We start from the raw sequence: 20,484 nt of genomic DNA on the forward strand, positions 1-20,484 counted from the left end.
TGGTTAACCCCGTTTGATCAGGTAGATATAAGGTTCTTGATCGGTCTCAGCCGCCAGCAGCTCGTGTGCGGACTGATCGGTATAAGATTTGAAATCGCGGATGGAGCCACTGTCAGTTGCCACCACTTTCAGGACCTGACCTTCGCTTAGGCGGTTCAGTGCCTGCTTGGCTTTGAGCAGCGGCAGCGGGCAATTCAGCCCCGAGGCATCAAGGAGTTCGTCGTAGGCATATTCCGTCATCTGGGTCTCTTCAGGCATCAGCGATTTGGATTTAATCGGGCACTATATAACATATTCCCGGACAGGCCCTAACCCTTTACAGCAAAAACGGAACTCCGCAGCCGATCCGGCGCGGATTTACTCTCCGGGTTAAGCCATTCATGTTTAAAGATTGATGAACCGGGCCAGACGCAGGGAACTTTCGGACCGGTATTCAGATCTTAACCTTTTATTTTTAAAACAGGACCACAGATAACGTATAGTGGACCTTAGTTGCTTTTTTATTTTGGACAGGGATATGCGTCAGCTTTTTACCGCCTTATTCGCCTGGGTTATTCTGGGCTCTGTAACAATCAGCCATGCAGCGCAACAACTGCCCGATCTCGGCGGAAGTGGTTACAGCGTAATCTCAACGCAGCAGGAGTATCAGCTCGGACGGGCCTGGGTCAGAATGCTGCGCGGCAGCGCCAAACTTTCGGAAGATGCCCTTGCCAGTCAGTATATTGAAGAGCTGACCTGGAGCCTTGTCGGTCATAGTCAGCTGAATGACCGTCGTCTTGAAATTCTCCTGCTCGACAACCCCAAGGTGAATGCCTTTGCTGTACCCGGCGGCATTATCGGGGTACATACCGGCCTGATACTGGCCGCAGAAAATGAAGCTCAACTGGCTTCGGTACTGTCACATGAACTCGCTCACCTGAGCCAGCGTCATTTTGCCGCCCAACTGGAAGAAAAACGCCGTAACCGCCCCTTTATGCTGGCTTCAATTCTCGGCAGCATCCTGTTAACCGCTGCCGATCCTGAAGCCGGTATTGTCGGACTGCAATCAAGCATGGCGGCCAATATCGCCAACCAGCTCTCTTTCAGCCGGGACAATGAACGTGAAGCCGATCATATCGGCATGCAGACCCTGATATCAGCCGGCTATGCACCACAAGCGATGGCCGCCATGTTTGAGCAACTACAGAAACAGGCACGCTTCAGTCGCCTGCCACCCGAGTTTTTACTCACCCACCCGATCACTCAGGCGCGTATCTCTGATGCGCAGAATCGGGCACAGGCCTACTCACCTGCCGGCAAACGCAGCAACAGTCTGGACTTCAATATTATTCGAGCCCGTCTGCAAACCCTGTACGCCGCAGAGCCGAAAAAACTCCTTCAGGAGTACCTCAACCAGCAACAGCAGAACGATCACGACGGCATACGCTATGCCGTTGCTTACAGTGCGATCAAAAATGAAAACTTTGCCCTTGCAGAGAAAAACATGGCTGCTTTCAGCCCCGCTTTTCGCGCCCAACTGAGCGCAAAGCTACTGCAGGCTGAAATGCTGATGGCACAGGAAAAGTACCGCGACGCTGCTGAACAACTGACCCGGCTGCGACAGATCTATCCTGGCAACCGGGCCATAAGCTATACCCTGGCTGACGCCCTCCTCAAGACCAACCGCCCGGCGCCGGCAGTTGAAATCTATGAGTCGCTTACCGAGAGCAACCCCAACGACAGCCACGCCTGGTATCTGCTGGCAGAAGCCTACGGTCTGGAAGGCAACATCGTTGCAGTACACGAAGCACGAATTGAATTCTTCCTGCTGACGGCAAATATCGACCGCGCACTGCGACAGATTGAATTCGCGCTGCGGGAGAAAAGCCTGACGGAGTATCAGCGCGCCCGGCTGGAACAGCGTAAAGAAGAGGCGCTGGAGATCAGACAGTCACTGGAGATGGATTTCTGAAGAAAAAAACCCGGTCTGATTCACACCAGCCGGGCTTAATCGGGACTTCAGCGCTTCAGGTTGGCGGAGAAGTCGAGCATGCGCTGCAGAGGTTTGCGAGCATCTTCGATCAGGGCATCATCAACGAAGATCTCATCCTGCCCGGTTTCCAGTGCATGCAACACACTTTCAAGACCGTTCATGGCCATCCATGGGCAGTGCGCGCAGCTTCGGCAGGTTGCACCGGAACCGCCGGTCGGCGCCTCAATAAATTCTTTGCCCGGCGCTGCCTGACGCATCTTGTAGAAAATCGCCTTATCGGTAGCCACAATAAACTGCTTGTTCGGCAGATCGCGCGCGGCATTGATAATCTGTGTGGTAGAACCTACAGCATCGGCGATCTCAACCACAGAATCCGGAGACTCAGGATGCACCAGCACCGCCGCATCCGGGTAAACCTGTTTCAGATCGAGAATACCTTTGGCCTTGAACTCCTCATGCACAATGCAGGAACCATCCCACATCAGCATCTCGATGCCGGTTTCCCGTTGCACATAAGTGCCCAGGTGCTTATCCGGCGCCCAGATAATCTTCTTACCCTGTTCCGCCAGGTGCTCAACCACTTCCAGTGCGATGCTGGAGGTAACCACCCAGTCCGCCCGCGCCTTAACCGCAGCCGATGTGTTCGCGTACACCACGACTTCATGGTCAGGATGTGCATCGCAGAATGCAGAGAATTCATCGATCGGGCAACCGATATCCAGCGAACAGGTTGCCTCGATGGTCGGCATGATAACCCGTTTTTCAGGTGTCAGGATCTTGGCCGTCTCACCCATAAATTTAACACCCGCCACAACCAGTGTACTGGCCGAATGGGCATTACCGAAACGCGCCATCTCCAGCGAGTCAGATACACAACCGCCGGTTTCATCGGCCAGTTGCTGCAGAATCGGATCGGTGTAGTAGTGGGCGACCAGACAGGCATCCTTTTCTTTCAGCTTCTGCTTAATACGTGCCTTATAGTCTTCGACCTGCTCAAGGGTCATATCCAGTGGCAGGTGCTCTTTAGCGAAGTGCTCCTGCACAAGGATCCGATCGGAAATATCCTGTTTGCTCAACATGTGCTGTATTACTCATTCGTTCTGAGGTGGAGCGCCGCCCTGCTCACCTTTCATGTTGCGGCGCTGCTATCTGAAAGCTTTCAGATGCGAGAAAGCGCGCATTGTATCACACAGTCTGAGGCGGAAGCAGCGTTGTAAGCAGGTTACCGGGCACTGACAAGAGAACAGGGTACTGTACTCACCGTCGAAACAGCCTTATGCATTGATAACCCCCTAGAACCACAAAAACAATGCATGGAATAATCCACACCATCCCCCCACTGGAAAGGCTTAAACCCTGCTCAGACACACAGCCCGAGATCGCTTGCTGAATACACTCCGCGTATTTCCAGTAGCGCTGGTAAAAGAGGAAGCCAAACAACGCCGCCAATAAAAAACAAAGGAGCAGTTTAATCACAGTCCAGATCATGATTGTTTCCTGAGGCTTTCAATAAGGCATGCAGGATGATTATTTGCTTACCGGTACTGCCGTTAAGTTTAGACAGATTACAGAGCGGGCGAAGAGAGGCAGCGCCGGATAAATCAGAACGATAGCGCATCGGACCCGGATCGTGGTGACAAGTGGTAACAGGCTCTCGGCTCCGTTTCGGCTCGAACCTCCCCCTCCTGCTATCTACATTAAAGGAAGCGGTTCTCATCCTGTACGAAACGCAGTTTCTTTCAGGCATAAAAAAACCAGCCGAAGCTGGAGTTTTTAGAGTGGCCTGACCGAATAGCCGTATAGGATTGCTACGCACCTTCGGTGCTTGCCCTACGGGTCGTTGCTGCAAGCAGCAACGCTGTCTCGCGGCAAAGCCGCTCGGCTCGAACCTTTACGGTTCTCATCCTATACGAAACGCAGTTTCTTTCAGGCATAAAAAAACCAGCCGAAGCTGGAGTTTTTAAAGTGGCCTGACCAAATAGCCGTATAGGATTGCTGCGCACCTTCGGTGCTTGCCCTTCGGGTCGTTGCCGCAAGCGGCAACGCTGTCTCGCGGCAAAGCCGCTCGGCTCCGTTTCAGTTTGGCCATCAACAGCGTTAGGACTGTTTTTTTAAAGTGGTGTGTCGTATAGGATTACTGCGCACCTTCGGCGCTTGCCCTTCGGGTCGTTGCCGCAAGCAGCAACGCTGTCTCGCCGCAATAGCGGCTCGGCTCGAACCTTTACGGTTCTCATCCTATACGAAACGTAGTTTCTTTCAGGCATAAAAAAACCAGCCGAAGCTGGAGTTTTTAAAGTGGTGGGTCGTATAGGATTCGAACCTATGACCAATTGGTTAAAAGCCAACTGCTCTACCGACTGAGCTAACGACCCACACAGAGAGCGCGTATTCTACGTACTCTTATTTGAAATGCAAGGCTTTTTTACTGGTAACGGGTCGGGTCATCCACGCCTGCATCAGTGAAGCCTTTGGCCCTTAATCGGCAGCTATCACAGACACCACAAGCGCGGCCTTCATCGTCCGCCTGATAACAGGAAACCGTCAGACCGTAGTCGACTCCCAGTCGCGTTCCTTCCTGAATAATCTGCTCTTTGGTCAGGTCAATCAGCGGCGTTTCGATCCGGATCGGATCACCACTGACACCACGCTTGGTCGCCAGATTAGCCATCGTCTCGAACGCTGCGATATATTCCGGGCGACAATCCGGGTAGCCCGAGTAATCGACCGCATTCACGCCGATAAAGATCGCATCCGCCTCAAGCACCTCAGCCCAGCCCAGTGCCAGCGAAAGAAATACGGTATTTCGTGCAGGCACATAGGTGACCGGAATTTCATCGGTTTCGTCTTCAGGCACATCGATGCTGTGATCAGTCAGAGCGGAGCCACCGAAATCTTCCAGATGCAGACGGATCACACGGTGCTCAGCGACCTTCTGCTCAGCAGCGATCTGCCGGGCCGCATTTAACTCAGTCAGAGAACGCTGACCGTAGTCGAAACTCAACACGTAGCAGGCATATCCCTGATCCGCCGCCATCGCCAGAGCGGTAGCCGAATCCAGCCCACCCGAGAGCAGTACCACTGCCCTTTTCTCAGTAGTTGTCATGAAATTTACCGGTGTAACTTATTGCAGACGCTTGAACTCTTTAGCCAGTCGAACGGCTGAGGAGTCCGGATACTTAGTGATAACCAGATCGAGATACTCTTCAGACTTCTTAGCATCTCCCAACTGATCATAGACGATGCCCAGCTTATAGGCCGCATCAGGTGCTTTGCGATGACCGGCAAAGTGGGTAACCACCTGCACAAAGGACTCTCGCGCCAGCTCAGGCTTCTGCTCCGCAAGGTGGATCTCACCCAGCCAGTAATGCGCATTAGCCAGGCGCGCACTCTGCGGATAATCCTTGATGAAAGCGGTAAAAGCTTCAGCCGCTTTTGCAAAATCCCGCTGCCGGACTAAAGCAAAGGCTTCGCGATAAGCCTTGGCATCACTGGGCGATGCATCAGGCTGAGTTAATACAGGTTGTGGTTGAGGCTGCGTCGCAGGTGCTGCCGCCTGTCCACCTGTTACAGGTGGCTGTGCAACTCCAGGCGTCGATTGCATGGAACCAATACGTCGATCCAGATCGCGATAACGATCCAGTTGCTGGCGTTCCATCTGCTTAAGACGGTAACCCTGTTCTTCAACCTGCCCTCGCAGTGCCCGGACCTCATCCTGAAGCTGCTGGACAATCAGAACCAGTTCACTGTTACGCGAGATCGGCGCAGCAGCAACAGCCACAGGCTGATTGTTCTGAGGAACGCTGCCGCCCCCCAGATCAATCACCGGCACTTCTTCTGCACCGACACTGGCGCTGATCATCAGCGCCAGTGCAGGAACGGATAGTATGCGCGCTGAAGGCATAACTTAGCGAGTTACGTACTTCAGTTCTACACGACGGTTCTGGCTCCAGCTGGCTTCGCTATGACCCAGAATAGCCGGCTTCTCTTCACCGAAACTTACGGTTTCGATCTGAGAAGCAGAGGCACCGTTTACCTGCATGAAGCGCTCAACCGCTTTGGCACGACGCTCGCCCAGAGCGATGTTGTATTCGCGGGTACCACGCTCATCGGCGTGGCCTTCCAGAACAACCTGCGCGGAAGGGTTAGCGGCCAGGTAAGCGGCATGTTTTTCCAGATCTTCAAAGCCAGCAGCACGTACTACAGACTTATCGAAGTCAAAGTAGAAAACAGTCTGCAAGTTAGCGACATCAGACATGGAGGAACCGCTGACACCAGTACCCTGGCTTACGCCCTGAGTAGAACCGGTATCAGTGCCTGCTGTAGCAGATCCTTCAGAGGTTTTACTGCCGGTAGAACAACCTGCTACCCATGCTACGGAAAGAGCCAAAGCCACTGCTTTAGTTACATTGGAAGCTCGCATTGAATACTCCTGTAATTTGCCGGTTTTCGGCAAGATAAAATTGTGTTTAGCCGCCACATCCAAAACTGAACATAAGTTAATGTCTAGACAGCATTATTGCAAGTAGGGACTCCACGCTGGCTCCCTGACATCACCACTGGCCGATGGCAGAATGAAACGCACGTTGCCATCCAGAGTCACGCCACCCAGTACACCCTGCACCCCTTTCTGAGTTGCGTAGAGGATAATGCTGCCATTAGGCGCGATGGTCGGGGACTCATCCAGATAGGTGTCGGTCAGTATATCGAGCCGGCCGGTTTTCAGATCCTGTACCGCAATATGGAAGACATTGTCATCACCACGATGCACCATCGTCAGAAAGCGCCCGTCCTGCGTCAACCGTCCACGGGAGTTATAGTTCCCTTCAAAAGTGACACGTTCAAGCTGCCGGGTCGGCAGATGAATACGATAGATCTGGGGCTGACCGCCACGATCCGAAGTAAAGATCAGAGACTGACCATCAGGCGACCAGGAAGGTTCGGTATCAATACCGTAATGATGGGTCACGCGCACCAGTCGTGGGGAGGTCAGATCCTGAATATAGATTTCAGGGTTACCATCTTTAGACAAAACCAGTGCCAGCTTGGTACCGTCCGGTGACCAGGCCGGCGCACCGTTCAGACCACGGAAAGAGGGCAGACGCTCGCGTTTGCCTGTCGCCAGATGCTGGATATAGATTCTCGGCTTACTGGTTTCGAAGGAAACATAAGCCAGCTTGCTGCCATCCCGGGACCAGGCCGGGGACATAATGGGCTCGCTCTGCTCGCGAATGGTCATCGGCCGGGCGCCGTCGGCATCCGCCAGTTTAAGGCGGTAGCGTACTTTACCCTCACCAAAACGCTGCGCGGTAACGTAGACAATGCGGGTAGAGAAAGCGCCACGAATACCCGTCAGTTTTTCGTAGATCATATCAGCGATGTAGTGCGCTATACCACGCATGTTATCGCGGTTACCGGAAACACGCTCAGCCAGAATCTGCTGCTCTTTGAGCACATCGTAGAGTTCGAATTCGACCTTCATCTGGCCGTTTTCAGCGGGCATCTGCCGGCCGATCACCAGAAACTCAGTTTTGCTGACACGCCAGTCACGGAAAAACACTTGTCCACGCTCTGTGGGCAGGCTGAGCATATTCTTTCGATCCATCAGGGAGAACAGGCCTGTTCTGGCCAGATCCGCGGAGACAATCTGGGCAATATCTTCAGGCAGCGCTGAACCGCCACTCCATGAAAACGGTACCACCGCCACCGGCGTTGGCTCATCTATACCCTGGGTAATTTCCAGCGCCAGGTCACTTTCAGCAGCCTGGGCTGAAAAACCCCATAGTAAAGCTAAAGTGGCCACTATCCGGCATATCAACTTGTTCACCATAAACTCCTTTAACTCCCTGAAACCTCAGTATGAGACATTACCGGTTTAGTCACGCAGATCTTCCGGACGGAAACGCAGCACCCGTTTACGGAAATAACGATCAAAGACCGCAGAATCCATCTCCTGCAGCTTATCAAACACACCTACCCGGTCTATTGCCCGAAGCGCATCGTTATCGAACCGGCTGTCGCCACTGGAGCGGCTGACATAACGATCATTCACCCGGCCGGATGGCAGCAGGTGCACGGTCACCTCCACTACCATACCATTTCGGGCTGAAGGTGAACGTCGCCAGTTGCGTGTGATCATCTCAACCACATAGGCCTCATAGCTCATCGCTGAAGCCCGCTCCTCCTCGGCACGAAGAGCCGCCTCTTCTGCTTCCATCGCCCGCTGCAGGGCTTCATTACGCGCTTTACGCTCAGCCGCTTCTTTCGCCTCGCGGGCAGCTTTCTCTTTCGCGGCCCGCGCTTTGGCTTCTGCCGCTTTGCGCTCAGCTTCCTGTTTGCGTTTTGCCTCTGCCTGACGTTTGGCTTCTGCGGCTTTGCGCTGTTTTTCTGCCGCGGCTTTCTTAGCCTTTTCCTGCTCTGCTTTCTTCTTTGCAGCCTGCTGACGTTTCTTCTCTTCAGCAGCGCGCTGCTTCGCCTGTTCCTGCTTACGTTTTTCTGCCGCCTGTTTCTCTTTCAACGCCTGTTGACGCTTTTGCTCGGCTTCACGTTTTTTCTGCTCATCCGCGAGACGCTGCTGGCGCGCACGCTCTTTTGCCTTCGCCTCAGTTTCAGCTTTCTTGCGCGCGGCCTGAGATTTCAGGTCAACCACCTGCGCCTGCACATGACGCGGTGTTTTACGCACCTCTTCATGGTGTTCAAACCAGCTCTGCGCCAGCAACACAATCACAACGCCGTGCAGCAAAACCGCCAGAATGGTTGGGACTAGGTAACTACCCGCTCTCAAAAGCCCGCCCCTACTCTGTCACCAGACCGACAGCAGGCGCACCGGCCTGCTGCAACAGAACCATCAACTGCACCACCTGATCGTAATTGACGCTTCGATCACCCCGTACCAGCAACATCTTCTTAGGATTGGAGGCCAGCACTTTACCGACCCGGTCAGCCACCTCTTCACCGCTGACCGGTACCTTCGGATCGCCACCGATATCGATGTAGTAGCGGCCTTCAGCATCCACCGTGACAATCACCGGCTCATTATCGCTGTCATCCACAGGCTCAGCCGGCGCTTTCGGCAGCTCAACATTAACCCCCTGCGTCAGCATCGGCGCGGTCACCATAAAGATTACCAGCAGTACCATCATCACATCGATATAAGGTACAACGTTGATCTCTGCATTCAGCTTGCGTTTTTTCTTGTGTCGTCTGATCACAGTTCACCCCAGCCCTTAAGAGGCATGCATACGGCGGTGCAGAATCGAGGAGAACTCATCGGCGAAGGTTTCATAGTTACCCAGCAGGTACTCTACCTGCGCCGAATAGCGGTTGTAGGCAATAACCGCTGGAATCGCAGCAAACAGGCCAATCGCGGTCGCAATCAGTGCCTCGGAGATACCCGGTGCAACCGAAGCCAGCGTTGCCTGATGCACATTAGCCAGCCCCCGGAAGGAATTCATAATACCCCAGACAGTACCAAACAGGCCCACATAGGGGCTGGTAGAACCGACCGTTGCCAGAAACGGCAGATGCCGCTCTAACTTATCCTCTTCTCTGGATAGCGCTACACGCATGCTTCGCTCGACGCCATCCATCACTGAATCCCGGTCATAACCATTCTGCTGGGTCAGGCGGGTAAACTCTTTGATTCCGGCCCGGAAGATATTTTCAGCGCCGCAATCGTTGTTGGGTTCATGATTGATCTCCCGGAATAACTGACCGAGATCGACTCCGGACCAGAAACGGTCCTCGAAACGACGCATTGATTTACGCGCCTGCTTCAGAACAGCATGACGCTGAAAGATCATCACCCAGGAAAGCACCGATGCCAGCAGCAGCATCAACATAACCAACTGCACTACAAGACTTGCATTTGCCACCAGACTCCAGATCGACATTTTTTCGACCACAGTACCTTCCCTCTAACAATTCCCAGAACCTGAATCTAACCGGCTCTGTGATTGTATTCGGCGGCAGAAGTTCAGTTCATTTTTTGGTGATGAATAAGAAGGCTAAACAATAACAGTCAGAACGATTAATACAAGAAAAAACCAGCCAATTTGGCTGGTTCCGGGTGCTTTTGACAGGCCGGATGGAACGGCCGTTTAAACAGGAGGGTTATCAGGCGGTTTTTCGAACCCCCGCCTCATGAACAGACTGGCAGCGGATGCAGCGAGACGCGGTCGGGCAGGCTTTGAGACGAGTCAGTTCGATCTCCTCATCACAATCGATACAGAAACCGAAATCTCCGTTTTCTATTCTCGCCAGCGCTTCCAGACACTCCGCAATCTCTTCGTTCTGGTGACTGATTGATTCCACATTAACCAGCAGACTAGTGACCGCTGCAGCCTCATCACCCACATCGTGAACCTCAGGGTTCTCCGCCTGCTGCTGACGCCTGAACTGCTCGGCGGATTCTGCTTTGAGCTGCTCCAGCAGCGTTTCCAGCTCGGCTTTAAAAGACGCGACTTCAGAAAGATTAAGAGTTGCCGTCATGCTCGTACCCGCTATGCGTATTTAATTATTAGTTATTTTCTACGCATATTAGACGGCTAAAGCATGAATGCACCTTGATTGAGATCAGCGGAAAACAAAAAGCTTAGTTTCTTCAGGGTTTATTGATCTGTGTCGGGTTTGGCTATACCAAAGTGGCGATACGCGTGATCCGTCACGACCCTGCCTCGCGGTGTTCGCATCAAAAATCCCTGCTGAATCAGATAGGGTTCCAGCACATCTTCAATGGTATCCCGCTCTTCACTGATAGCCGCTGCCAGACTCTCAACACCCACCGGGCCACCACCGAATTTTTCGATCATAGTCAATAACATACGCCGATCAAGATGATCAAAGCCATGATGATCCACGTTCAGCATATTCAGCGCCAGATCGGCGACCTGATTATTGATCACACCGTCGGCCTTCACTTCTGCGTAGTCACGGGCACGGCGCAGCAGACGATTGGCAATTCGCGGAGTCCCGCGCGAGCGCTTTGCCACTTCACCGGCACCCTGCTGATCGATCTGCATACCAGACAGGTTGGCCGAACGGGCCACAATATGCGTCAGATCCTCGACGTTATAGAACTCCAGTCGCTGAACGATTCCGAACCGATCGCGCAACGGCGAGGTCAGCAGCCCGGCACGGGTGGTTGCGCCGACCAGCGTAAAAGGCGGCAATTCCAGCTTAATAGAACGAGCTGCTGGGCCTTCACCGATCATAATATCCAACTGGTAGTCCTCCATCGCAGGATAGAGCACCTCTTCAACGTTAGGGCTGAGACGATGAATCTCATCAATGAACAGCACATCATTCGGTTCAAGGTTAGTCAGCAGGGCAGCAAGGTCGCCCGCCTTTTCAAGCACCGGCCCTGAAGTGGTTTTAATCTCAGAACCCATCTCATTGGCAATAATATTTGCCAGTGTCGTCTTGCCCAAACCGGGCGGCCCGAAGATCAGCGTATGATCCAACGCCTCATTGCGCATCCGTGCAGCCTGGATAAAGATCTCCATCTGCTCGCGCACCACCGGCTGACCCACATAGTCTTCAAGTGTTTTTGGCCGGATCGCCCGGTCCTGAGCCTCTTCAACCGGATTGCTCAGTGGTGAAATAAAACGGTCTGCTTCGATCATCACGATTTACCCTACCATCGCCCTGAGTGCCGCCCGGATCAACTCTTCACAACTGGCCCCGGCACCCAGCGCTTTATCTGCCTGCGCAATGGCCTTGCTCGCCTGAACCGGTTTATAGCCCAGCGCTACCAGCGCACTTTCCGCTTCAGCACGCACATCATTCACCGGTTCAAAGCCGCTCATATCCGGCCCATCTGCAGCCGATAGCTGGAATTCACCGGCACTTTCAAGCCCCAGCGCTTTAATCTTGTCTTTCATCTCAACAATCAGCCGCTCTGCCGTCTTTTTACCCACCCCCGGCAGTTTCACCAGTGATGCGGTATCGCCATCGTTCACGCAGCGGACAAATTCTGAAGTCGATATACCTGAAAGAATCGTGATCGCCAGCTTAGGGCCCACACCGTTAGCCTTAATCAGCGTGCGGAATAACGCCCGCTCTTCACGATCATAAAAGCCATACAGCAACTGAGCATCCTCACGCACCACAAAGTGAGTGAACAGCGTCAGCTTTGCCCCCAGCTCCGGCAGACGATAGAAGGTATTCATCGAAGCCTCGACTTCGTAGCCCACTCCGTTCACATCCAGTACCAGTTGAGGCGGCTGTTTCTCGATCAATTCTCCTGTCAGTCGACCAATCACTTATTCTCTTCCTTCTCAAGCTTTTCCAGTTTATGCCCGGCCACAATAAATTCAGGCAGACTCAAATCAGCAAACAGCGTTGCCATACGCAGCACAAAGATGATCATCATCGAGGTTACCGCCAGCGGCTGCCCGGGTATATAGGGCTGAAAAACCACATAGAACAGTGCGCCGGCAAGGGCGCAGGTGGCGTACAACTCCCGTTGCAGCAATAGTGGAATCTGTCCGGTGAGCACATCACGGATCATGCCTCCGGCACAGCCGGTAATCACTGCCATCATAACCACTATCAAGGCCGGCAACTCCATCGCCAGCGCTTTTTCAGCACCCAGCACCGCAAACAGCGCCAGACCCATCGCATCCAGCACCAGCAACATGCGACGTGGATACTGCATATAGCGACACACGATAAAGGCGACCACCGCAGAAACAATCGCAGTCCAGAGGTAGGCTGTATCAGCCACCCAGACAACCGGATGAATATCCAGTGTAATATCGCGAATCGTTCCGCCGCCCAGTGCGGTGACAATGGCCAGCACTACAACCCCGAGAATATCGAGCCGTTTACCCTGAGCCGCCAGAGCACCGGCGGTAGCAAACACCGCCACCCCGATCAGATCCGCAATATAGATAAATTCACTGTAACTTAATTCAGGCATCAGATTATCGCCGCCAACTGGCATTTCGGGCCGACATACTGCCAGCGGTTTTGATCAGACTATTCCGGGTATGAGCATGACAGAGCGCAATGGCCAATGCATCGGCAGCATCTGCCTGAGGCAGACCGGGCAATTTCAGAATATGCGCCACCATATGCTGAACCTGACTTTTATCGGCGGAGCCTTTACCGACGACTGACTGCTTTACCTTGCGTGCCGCATATTCATAAACCGGCAACTCCGCATTGGCGCCAGCGACAATCGCCACGCCACGCGCCTGCCCCAGCTTCAGCGCCGAATCGGCATTTCGCGCCATGAAGACCTGCTCTATCGCCATCTCCTGCGGGCAGTACTGCTCGATAATCTGCGCCACCCCGGCATAGACCTGCTGTAACCGCTCCGGGAGCTCTTCACCCTTAATCCGGATACAGCCACTGGCCACATATTCGTTCTTATTACCCACGCAGTTAATGATCCCGTAGCCGGTAATTCGCGAACCCGGGTCTATACCTAATATCAGCATTCAGTCAGCACATTCATCCCGAAGCCTTCAGCCTCGAATCACTGGTTATTTATACAGGCAAGCATACAGCAGTGATGCCGATTTAAAAAGCCCAAACACGTACCTACAGAAAGCAAAAAGCCGGGACTGAGCCCGGCCTTCTATCGCTTCAGTAGAGGATCACTCCTCCATCGCCTCTTCCGGTATGATCGCGTTGTGATAAACATTCTGCGAATCATCCAGATCATCGAGCGCATCGATCAGCTTGAGCACTTTACGCGCGGTCTCCACATCGAGTTCGACCGTGGTCGATGGAATCATGGACACTTCCGCATGAACCGCCTCAAGCCCGGCATCGGTCAGCGACTGCTTCACATCCATAAACTCCTGCCAGGGTGTAAATACATCGATAGAACCATCGTCATTACTGACCACATCATCGGCACCCGCTTCGAGCGCCGCATCCATAATCTGCTCTTCATCGGCCTCATCAGCAAAGGTGATCTGACCTTTCTTCTCAAACAGATAGGAGACCGAACCGTTAGTCCCGAGATTACCGTTGTACTTATTAAACGCCGCCCGCACACCCGCTACCGTACGGTTGACGTTGTCGGTCATACATTCCACCAGAATCGCCACGCCGTTGGAGCCATAGCCTTCGTAGGTCAGTTCATCATAGTTCTCACCTTCACCACCGCCCGCACCACGCAGGATCGCCTTATCGATGGTATCGCGCTTCATGTTCGCGCCCAGGGCTTTATCAACGGCCGCCCGAAGGCGCGGATTATCCTCCGGGTTGCCGCCACCCTCTTTCGCAGCGACCACCAGTTCACGAATCAGTTTGGTGAAAATTTTGCCTCGCTTCGCATCTTGCGCTGCCTTACGATGCTTGATATTTGCCCATTTAGAATGACCTGCCATAGCGTCCCTCTTCTGTTGCAATCAGGTGGAGCCTTGCCCCGGATACAAATAAGCTGCCCGGAGGCAGCTTATCGTTTTACACTGAACGACCTGAAAAATCAGGGCGTTTTACGCAGTTTAATATTCAGTTCACGCAACTGAGCCGCACTCACTTCACCCGGAGCCTCTGTCATCATACAAGATGCACTCTGAGTTTTCGGGAATGCGATCACTTCACGAATGGAATCCGTGCCAGTCATCAGCATGATCAGACGGTCCAGACCAAAGGCCAGACCACCGTGCGGAGGCGCACCGAACTTCAGCGCATTCAGCAGGAAGCCAAACTTGTCATCGGCTTCTTCATCAGAGATACCCAGAATATCCAGTACAGTCGCCTGCATCGCCTGATCGTGGATACGCACAGAACCACCGCCCAGTTCGCAACCATTCAGAACCATATCGTAGGCACGGGACAGCGCTTCCAGCGGATTCGCTTTCAGCTCTTCCGGTGAGCAGCTTGGCGCAGTAAACGGGTGATGCAAGGCTGTCAGGCCTGCATCGGTCTCTTCAAACATCGGGAAGTCGACAACCCACAGCGGAGCCCACTCACTCTCGGCCATCTGCAGATCTTCACCCACTTTAATACGCAGGGCACCCAGCGCCTCAGAAACGATCTTCGCTTTGTCTGCACCGAAGAAGACGATATCGCCATTTTCAGCACCCAGACGCTGCATGATCGCCATGGTCACATCTTCACCCAGGAACTTGATGATCGGCGACTGCAGACCATCAACGCCGTTCTCGATCTCGTTCACTTTGATCCAGGCCAGACCTTTGGCACCGTAGATGCTGACGAACTTGGTGTAATCGTCGATGTTCTTACGGGTTAGCTGAGCACCACCCGGCACTTTCAGCGCGGTCACACGGCATTTAGGATCGTTTGCAGGGCCTGCAAATACCTTGAACTCGATCTCAGCCATCAGGTCAGCAACGTCAACCAGCTCCATCGGGTAACGCAGATCCGGCTTGTCGGAGCCGTAACGCTGCATTGCTTCAGCGTAAGGCATGCGCGGGAACTCGCCCAGATCTACACCTTTCAGCTCAACAAACAGCTTGCGAATCATACCTTCAGTGATCGACATAATGCCTTCCTCGTCCATAAACGAGGTTTCGATATCGATCTGAGTAAATTCAGGCTGACGGTCAGCACGCAGGTCTTCGTCACGGAAGCACTTGGCCACCTGATAGTAACGATCAAAACCCGCCACCATCAGCAACTGTTTGAACAACTGTGGAGACTGCGGCAGTGCGAAGAAGTGACCTTCGTGTACACGGCTTGGTACCAGATAGTCACGCGCTCCTTCCGGTGTTGCACGGTTCAGAATCGGCGTTTCAATATCCAGGAAGCCATTGTCATCCAGGAAGTTACGGATCGCATTGGTCACTTTAGAGCGGAAACGCAGTTTTTCCTGCATTTCAGGACGGCGCAGGTCGATATAACGGTGACGCAGACGCACCTCTTCACCTACATTCTGGTGCTCATCCAACTGGAACGGAGGCGTTTCAGCCTTGTTCAGGATGATCAGCTCTTTGCCCAGAACTTCGATCTCACCGGTAGGCATATCTGTGTTAACAGTACCTTCCGGACGATTACGCACAGTACCTTTGATCTCAACCACGAATTCGCTACGGCAGCTATCCGCCAGCGCAAAGCTGTCTTCACGGTCCGGATCGAATACCACCTGTGCGATACCTTCACGGTCACGCACATCCAGGAAGATAACACCACCGTGGTCACGACGACGATGCACCCAACCACACAGGGTAATGTCTTCGCCGATATGCTCTTTTCTGAGATCGCCGCAATAATGACTGCGCATATTTTCTTGTTCCTGTTTACTTAGCTCGGCCCGGACAACGCCCGGACACTGATAAATGAATTAGGTTAGACTGCTTTAACTACCGGAAGAGGCATCTGAACCGGAAGCCAGATTTTTCTTTTTGCCGGTTTTAAAATCGGTTTCGTACCAACCGGAACCGGACAGACGAAAACCCGGAGCAGATATTTTTCGGATCACTTCATTGCTCGAACAGGCCACGCAGGCCGGGGCCGGCGCGTCACTTTTAAGTACAAGCTTTTCAAACCCGTGACCGCAGCTTTCACACTGAAAATCAAAGATTGGCATTTGTTTTAAACCCGATCCCCGCAAAGGGGCTGTACGTTATAAAAACGGCGGATTATACCTGATTTATCCAGCGGAAACAGGCCCCAGATGAGATTGGGGCCGGAAAGATTTCAGACACTCAACAGCAGGCAGGAACGGGCAATCAGTCCGCCCGATAACCTACCGGTTACACAGCCTCCGGTACAAACTCCAGCTCCCCGGCCATCAGCGCCTCCAGCTTACGCCGGACATCATGAAGCTGTTCTGCGGTGTAGGGCACCGCTGGCACCTTACCCCAAACCGGACCCGGCCAGGCCTTATCGGATTCATAGCGAACAATATGATGCAGATGCAGTTGCGGTACCATATTTCCCAGCGAGGCCACATTCATCTTCCGCGCCGCAAAGGTATCTGCCAGGTTTGAAGCCAGAAATGATGACTCACGAATCAGCGTACACTGCTCCTCTTCTGACAGATGATAGATCTCTGTCGCCCCTGCCCGTCGCGGAACCAGAATAAACCAGGGATAATTGGCATCATTTAACAGCAACAGACGACTCAGGGGAAAATCCCCCAAAACGATACAATCTGCCGCCAGTTGCGGATGCAGTTCAAATTCAAGTTCTAATTCATCCATTACAATACTCCTGTACCTACACCTGATCGGGTATTTAAAATGGCCCGTACGATCATCCAGTAACTCAAGCTTAGCAATTCTGAGTGGAACCCGCACATGCAGGAAGTAAAAATCAGCCATAAAATCAGTGAAATAGGCGCGCAACGCTGGAACAGCCTATGCCCTGATGATTACCCGTTCTGCCGCTATGAGTTCCTCTCTGCGCTGGAAGAATCTAACAGCGTCTGCGCCCGAACCGGCTGGCAACCGCTACACCTGCAGTTCATCGATCAGGGTGAACTGATCGCAGTAATGCCGCTCTATCTGAAAAGCCACTCTTATGGCGAATATGTGTTTGACTGGGCCTGGGCTGATGCCTATCAGCGTTACGGCCTGAATTACTACCCGAAGCTGGTCACTGCCATCCCCTACTCACCGGTCTGCGGCCCGAGATTACTCACCCGGCTCGACCCGGCACCGCTGTTACAACAACTGGAACGCCTGCTGCCGCAACTGTGTGAGTCCCTCAAAGCACACTCATGGCACCTGCTGTTCCCACGCGAACTCGAGCAAACAACAGACACCGACCTGATTGTGCGTAAGGGCTGCCAGTATCAATGGTTTAACCGTGACTACCGCGACTTTGACGATTTCCTCCAGCACTTCACCTCACGCAAACGAAAAAACGTCAGAAAAGAGCGCCAGAAAACCCAACAACAGGGCATTACCCATCTTCAGCTCAGTGGTAACGACATCACAGCGGAGCAGATGGATCAGTTTTATGATTTTTATCGTCTGACCTACCTGAAACGTGGCCGCGAAGCCTATCTGAGCCGGGCTTTCTTCGACCTGCTGCAACAACAGATGCCAGAGAACCTGCTACTGGTGCTCGCCTGTCGCGATGACAAACCGGTGGCCGGCGCCCTCTCTCTGCGCGACAGCACGACGCTATACGGACGCTACTGGGGCTGTTACGACGAATATGACAGCCTGCATTTTGAAACATGCTACTACCAGGGGATTGAATACTGTATCCGCGAAGGCCTGCAGCGGTTTGATTCCGGTGCACAGGGCGAGCACAAGATTCAGCGTGGCTTTGAACCGGTGCCAACCTGGTCTGCACACTGGCTTCAGGAACAGGGGTTCAATCAGGCGATCCGCCAGTTTGTTGATGAAGAAACAGAAGCAGTTGATCAACAGATAGAGGAGCTGACAGGCTACCTGCCGTTCAAACAAACCTCATAAGAAGCCTGCCTCAGTCCGAACAGCTCTTTTGCCCTGTCACAGCAGACATCGCGCGGGGACCGCGCTCCTACAGCATTGGCCCCTTGAAAGGCCTGTCTCAGGCCGAAAACCTTCCTCCGCGCCAGAAAAACCTATAGAAAAAATAATAACTTCGCCACATTTGATAAGTTTGCCTTATCAAACGATATAACCTTCTGATTTGTACGGCCACTGCGTTATGCCCGATGATGTATGCAAGATCTAAGCAGATGGCATCGGCCTTAAACAGTGCCAGACTTAAGATAGTCTCAAACTGTCCTCTGCTCTGATCGCTCCTGCTGCCAGATAACAACATCAATAACGACAGCTATAGCGAGCAGAACAAGCCTGTCGCCGACTGAGGCCTCAAGGCAAGCGACACCACTATGCTGCAACCTTAAATGTGCTGCAAAGTATGAGGATAATAAAAATGACAACGCCAGCTTCCATTCAGGCGGCCCTGCGCGGCGATAACGCCCTGCCCCTGCGACCCGTTGACCAGGTGATGAACCTGGAGCGTCTCGGCTCTATTCACCAGAGCCGGCTGAGTTTTATGCGTACTCTGGTACGTCGGATTATGCGGGAACGCTGGCAGATCAAACCTGTTCAGTTCAATCTGAATGATCAGGGCTACGGCACCGTGATCTATGAGATCCACACCCCGAACAAGTGCTACAGCTTTGTCCTGTTTTCCGACTATCTGTCGCCTGAGGAACGCAATGACCGTGTGATCGCGACTAAGTGGGATCTGACCATGGCACTGGTCGATGGCGAAGTAGATGATATCTATCTGGAAAAACTGCGTCAGAACGTACCATTACAGGAAGCAGGCCGGGTCGATGCCCGGGTGTTTGTGCTTTCCCGCGCAAATCGCAGTGCACGCAATTTTGATTATGTGGTCGCGCAACTGGCAAAAGGCGAACAACCGGACGTAGAACAGATTGCAAAGGTTGGCTACCTGTACCGTACTACCGCCGTTTATGGCAGCGGCAAACTGGGCATGTCGGACTGGGAAAAGGTTGCCAGCCGGCACCCGGATTTTGCCCGCCCCTTTGCCGCAGAGATGTTTGTCTGCCTGATGCTGCGTAACTTCAGCCTGATTCAGGCGGAACATATCGCTCGCCATCAGGCCCCGGAAACCTGCACACCCATGCTGCCCGAAGTGAAACGCTTTTTCGGTATCGGCAACTCCACCGGGCTGGGCATGGCTCCCTATCTGATCAACCATCCGTTGCTGATTAACCAGTGGGTGGAGATGCGTGAGCTGGCGCTGGCCCGGGTCAGAGTGCTCGGCACCCTGAATCCACGCATTGCTGCTCAGTTTCAGGAGCTGCTGCAACGCTGCGCTGCCCACACCGCAGAAACCGTTACCGAAGATGAGTGGCAGACTGAAAATAACCGCCTGGTTCTGCAAGATCTGCAACAGTTGCAACAACACTGCTCAGAGGGAGTCAGTGATTGGGACAGTTTGCTGAGATGGAGTGAACAGCACTGCTCCCTGCAGGGACAGGAGATGCTGGTTTCCATTCTGCTGGAACTGTACCCGGAGCTGGTCAATGAACTGGAAGATTACCACTGTGCTGAAGAGTTTCTCGATCTCGACCCGGTGATGCCCGTGAGCGAGCTGAAATCAGTGATCGAGCAACGCTATCGCTGGGCGCTGGATTACGACTTCAGCGAGGAAGGCAGCCGGGATATTTTCTGGTATCGCTCCGAGGAAAAAATGGAACCGCGTTTAGGTAACGCCGCCGAAGAAGATGGTAAAGATAAGCAGATGGCGCTCGGCGTAGCCTATGCGGTACGTAAATGCTATGACCAACTTTCAGCCTACATCGCCGAACACCCGGACCACAGCACTGCCCGGTTTATGGTTGCACAGCCCAAACTGCGTGGCATCGTGCGCCGTATTCAGAGCATGAACCGCTGTATCTATGGTGACATTCAGGCCAACCTGCTGGATCGGGATATCCTGCCCATGCACCTGCTGCGCGCAAAACTGGCGTTTTTCGGGGTCGGAAAATTCGATCCCCGTTCCCGGCTCTGGGTGCGCAACACCATGTTCCAGGGCGCCCCGCTGCTGGAAGATATTGGCCACTGCTTTAATGATGACTGGTTTATGCCGCTGGCACCTAAGGTTTGAGGAGAATC

The 20,484-nt window shown here is 53.3% G+C and carries 21 protein-coding genes, 1 tRNA gene and 2 other RNA genes; 3 read left to right on the forward strand and 21 right to left on the reverse strand.

What is annotated here, in order from left to right:
- Positions 1-3 precede the first annotated feature (3 nt).
- Positions 4-240: a sulfurtransferase TusA family protein gene (locus tag QUD59_RS01020; RefSeq protein WP_286238977.1), complete on the reverse strand. Its 237-nt coding sequence runs from the start codon at positions 238-240 to the stop codon at positions 4-6.
- A 277-nt stretch (positions 241-517) separates the two neighbouring features.
- Here QUD59_RS01020 and QUD59_RS01025 point away from each other — a divergent pair, with 277 nt between their 5' ends.
- Positions 518-1,951, forward strand: a complete 1,434-nt coding sequence (locus QUD59_RS01025; RefSeq protein WP_286238979.1) for a M48 family metalloprotease — start codon at positions 518-520, stop codon at positions 1,949-1,951.
- 47 nt (positions 1,952-1,998) lie between these two features.
- Here the strand turns inward: QUD59_RS01025 and nadA are convergent, their stop codons facing one another.
- The 20 genes from nadA to QUD59_RS01125 form a co-directional block, all read right to left on the reverse strand.
- A complete protein-coding gene (gene nadA, locus QUD59_RS01030) occupies positions 1,999-3,051 on the reverse strand; it encodes a quinolinate synthase NadA (RefSeq protein ID WP_286238980.1) in 1,053 nt (350 codons plus the stop codon).
- Positions 3,052-3,760: 709 nt separating this feature from the next.
- Positions 3,761-3,897: non-coding RNA, RtT sRNA (locus QUD59_RS01035), on the reverse strand.
- A 192-nt stretch (positions 3,898-4,089) separates the two neighbouring features.
- Positions 4,090-4,227, reverse strand: a non-coding RNA gene (locus QUD59_RS01040) — RtT sRNA.
- A gap of 41 nt (positions 4,228-4,268) precedes the next feature.
- Positions 4,269-4,344 (reverse strand) — tRNA-Lys (locus QUD59_RS01045).
- A 50-nt stretch (positions 4,345-4,394) separates the two neighbouring features.
- The gene (gene queC, locus QUD59_RS01050; protein WP_286238981.1) at positions 4,395-5,075 is read right to left on the reverse strand and encodes a 7-cyano-7-deazaguanine synthase QueC; all 681 of its coding nucleotides are present in this window, start codon (positions 5,073-5,075) and stop codon (positions 4,395-4,397) included.
- Between the two features lie 18 nt (positions 5,076-5,093).
- Entirely contained in the window at positions 5,094-5,873 is a 780-nt protein-coding gene (ybgF, locus tag QUD59_RS01055; RefSeq protein WP_286238982.1) for a tol-pal system protein YbgF, read from the reverse strand.
- 3 nt (positions 5,874-5,876) lie between these two features.
- Positions 5,877-6,392 carry a peptidoglycan-associated lipoprotein Pal gene (gene pal, locus QUD59_RS01060; protein WP_286238983.1) on the reverse strand — a complete coding sequence of 172 codons (516 nt, stop codon included), beginning with the start codon at positions 6,390-6,392 and terminating at the stop codon, positions 5,877-5,879.
- 93 nt (positions 6,393-6,485) lie between these two features.
- Entirely contained in the window at positions 6,486-7,799 is a 1,314-nt protein-coding gene (gene tolB / locus QUD59_RS01065) for a Tol-Pal system beta propeller repeat protein TolB (RefSeq protein ID WP_434025464.1), read from the reverse strand.
- 45 nt (positions 7,800-7,844) lie between these two features.
- On the reverse strand, positions 7,845-8,753 hold the full coding sequence (tolA, locus tag QUD59_RS01070; RefSeq protein WP_286238988.1) for a cell envelope integrity protein TolA: 909 nt from the start codon (positions 8,751-8,753) through the stop codon (positions 7,845-7,847).
- Between the two features lie 10 nt (positions 8,754-8,763).
- Complete coding sequence (tolR, locus tag QUD59_RS01075; protein WP_286238989.1) at positions 8,764-9,180, reverse strand: protein TolR; 417 nt, start codon at positions 9,178-9,180, stop codon at positions 8,764-8,766.
- Between the two features lie 15 nt (positions 9,181-9,195).
- Positions 9,196-9,873, reverse strand: coding sequence for a protein TolQ (tolQ, locus tag QUD59_RS01080; protein ID WP_286238991.1), 678 nt, complete (start codon positions 9,871-9,873; stop codon positions 9,196-9,198).
- Positions 9,874-10,084: 211 nt separating this feature from the next.
- Positions 10,085-10,459: a TraR/DksA family transcriptional regulator gene (locus tag QUD59_RS01085; protein WP_286238993.1), complete on the reverse strand. Its 375-nt coding sequence runs from the start codon at positions 10,457-10,459 to the stop codon at positions 10,085-10,087.
- Between the two features lie 119 nt (positions 10,460-10,578).
- On the reverse strand, positions 10,579-11,592 hold the full coding sequence (gene ruvB / locus QUD59_RS01090) for a Holliday junction branch migration DNA helicase RuvB (RefSeq protein WP_286238995.1): 1,014 nt from the start codon (positions 11,590-11,592) through the stop codon (positions 10,579-10,581).
- Positions 11,593-11,598: 6 nt separating this feature from the next.
- A complete protein-coding gene (gene ruvA, locus QUD59_RS01095; RefSeq protein ID WP_286238996.1) occupies positions 11,599-12,231 on the reverse strand; it encodes a Holliday junction branch migration protein RuvA in 633 nt (210 codons plus the stop codon).
- The gene (locus QUD59_RS01100) at positions 12,228-12,890 is read right to left on the reverse strand and encodes a trimeric intracellular cation channel family protein (RefSeq protein ID WP_286238998.1); all 663 of its coding nucleotides are present in this window, start codon (positions 12,888-12,890) and stop codon (positions 12,228-12,230) included. Before QUD59_RS01100 ends, ruvA begins: the two co-directional genes overlap by 4 nt.
- Before the next feature lie 4 nt (positions 12,891-12,894).
- Positions 12,895-13,413 carry a crossover junction endodeoxyribonuclease RuvC gene (gene ruvC, locus QUD59_RS01105; RefSeq protein ID WP_286238999.1) on the reverse strand — a complete coding sequence of 173 codons (519 nt, stop codon included), beginning with the start codon at positions 13,411-13,413 and terminating at the stop codon, positions 12,895-12,897.
- 159 nt (positions 13,414-13,572) lie between these two features.
- Positions 13,573-14,313, reverse strand: a complete 741-nt coding sequence (locus QUD59_RS01110; RefSeq protein WP_286239000.1) for a YebC/PmpR family DNA-binding transcriptional regulator — start codon at positions 14,311-14,313, stop codon at positions 13,573-13,575.
- Positions 14,314-14,411: 98 nt separating this feature from the next.
- Complete coding sequence (gene aspS / locus QUD59_RS01115; protein ID WP_286239001.1) at positions 14,412-16,172, reverse strand: aspartate--tRNA ligase; 1,761 nt, start codon at positions 16,170-16,172, stop codon at positions 14,412-14,414.
- A 75-nt stretch (positions 16,173-16,247) separates the two neighbouring features.
- Positions 16,248-16,478, reverse strand: a complete 231-nt coding sequence (locus tag QUD59_RS01120) for an FmdB family zinc ribbon protein (protein ID WP_286239002.1) — start codon at positions 16,476-16,478, stop codon at positions 16,248-16,250.
- A 166-nt stretch (positions 16,479-16,644) separates the two neighbouring features.
- The gene (locus QUD59_RS01125; protein WP_286239004.1) at positions 16,645-17,094 is read right to left on the reverse strand and encodes an HIT domain-containing protein; all 450 of its coding nucleotides are present in this window, start codon (positions 17,092-17,094) and stop codon (positions 16,645-16,647) included.
- 96 nt (positions 17,095-17,190) lie between these two features.
- Between QUD59_RS01125 and QUD59_RS01130 the strand changes: the two genes are divergently transcribed.
- Together QUD59_RS01130 and QUD59_RS01135 are read left to right on the forward strand one after the other, a co-directional pair.
- Positions 17,191-18,318 (forward strand): GNAT family N-acetyltransferase, encoded by a 1,128-nt coding sequence (locus QUD59_RS01130; protein WP_286239005.1) that lies wholly within the window; start codon positions 17,191-17,193, stop codon positions 18,316-18,318.
- Positions 18,319-18,766: 448 nt separating this feature from the next.
- Entirely contained in the window at positions 18,767-20,476 is a 1,710-nt protein-coding gene (locus QUD59_RS01135; RefSeq protein WP_286239006.1) for a hypothetical protein, read from the forward strand.
- Positions 20,477-20,484: the final 8 nt, after the last annotated feature.

Source organism: Neptuniibacter halophilus (genome assembly GCF_030295765.1).
In the GTDB taxonomy this organism is placed as follows: Bacteria; Pseudomonadota; Gammaproteobacteria; order Pseudomonadales; family Balneatricaceae; genus Neptuniibacter; species Neptuniibacter halophilus.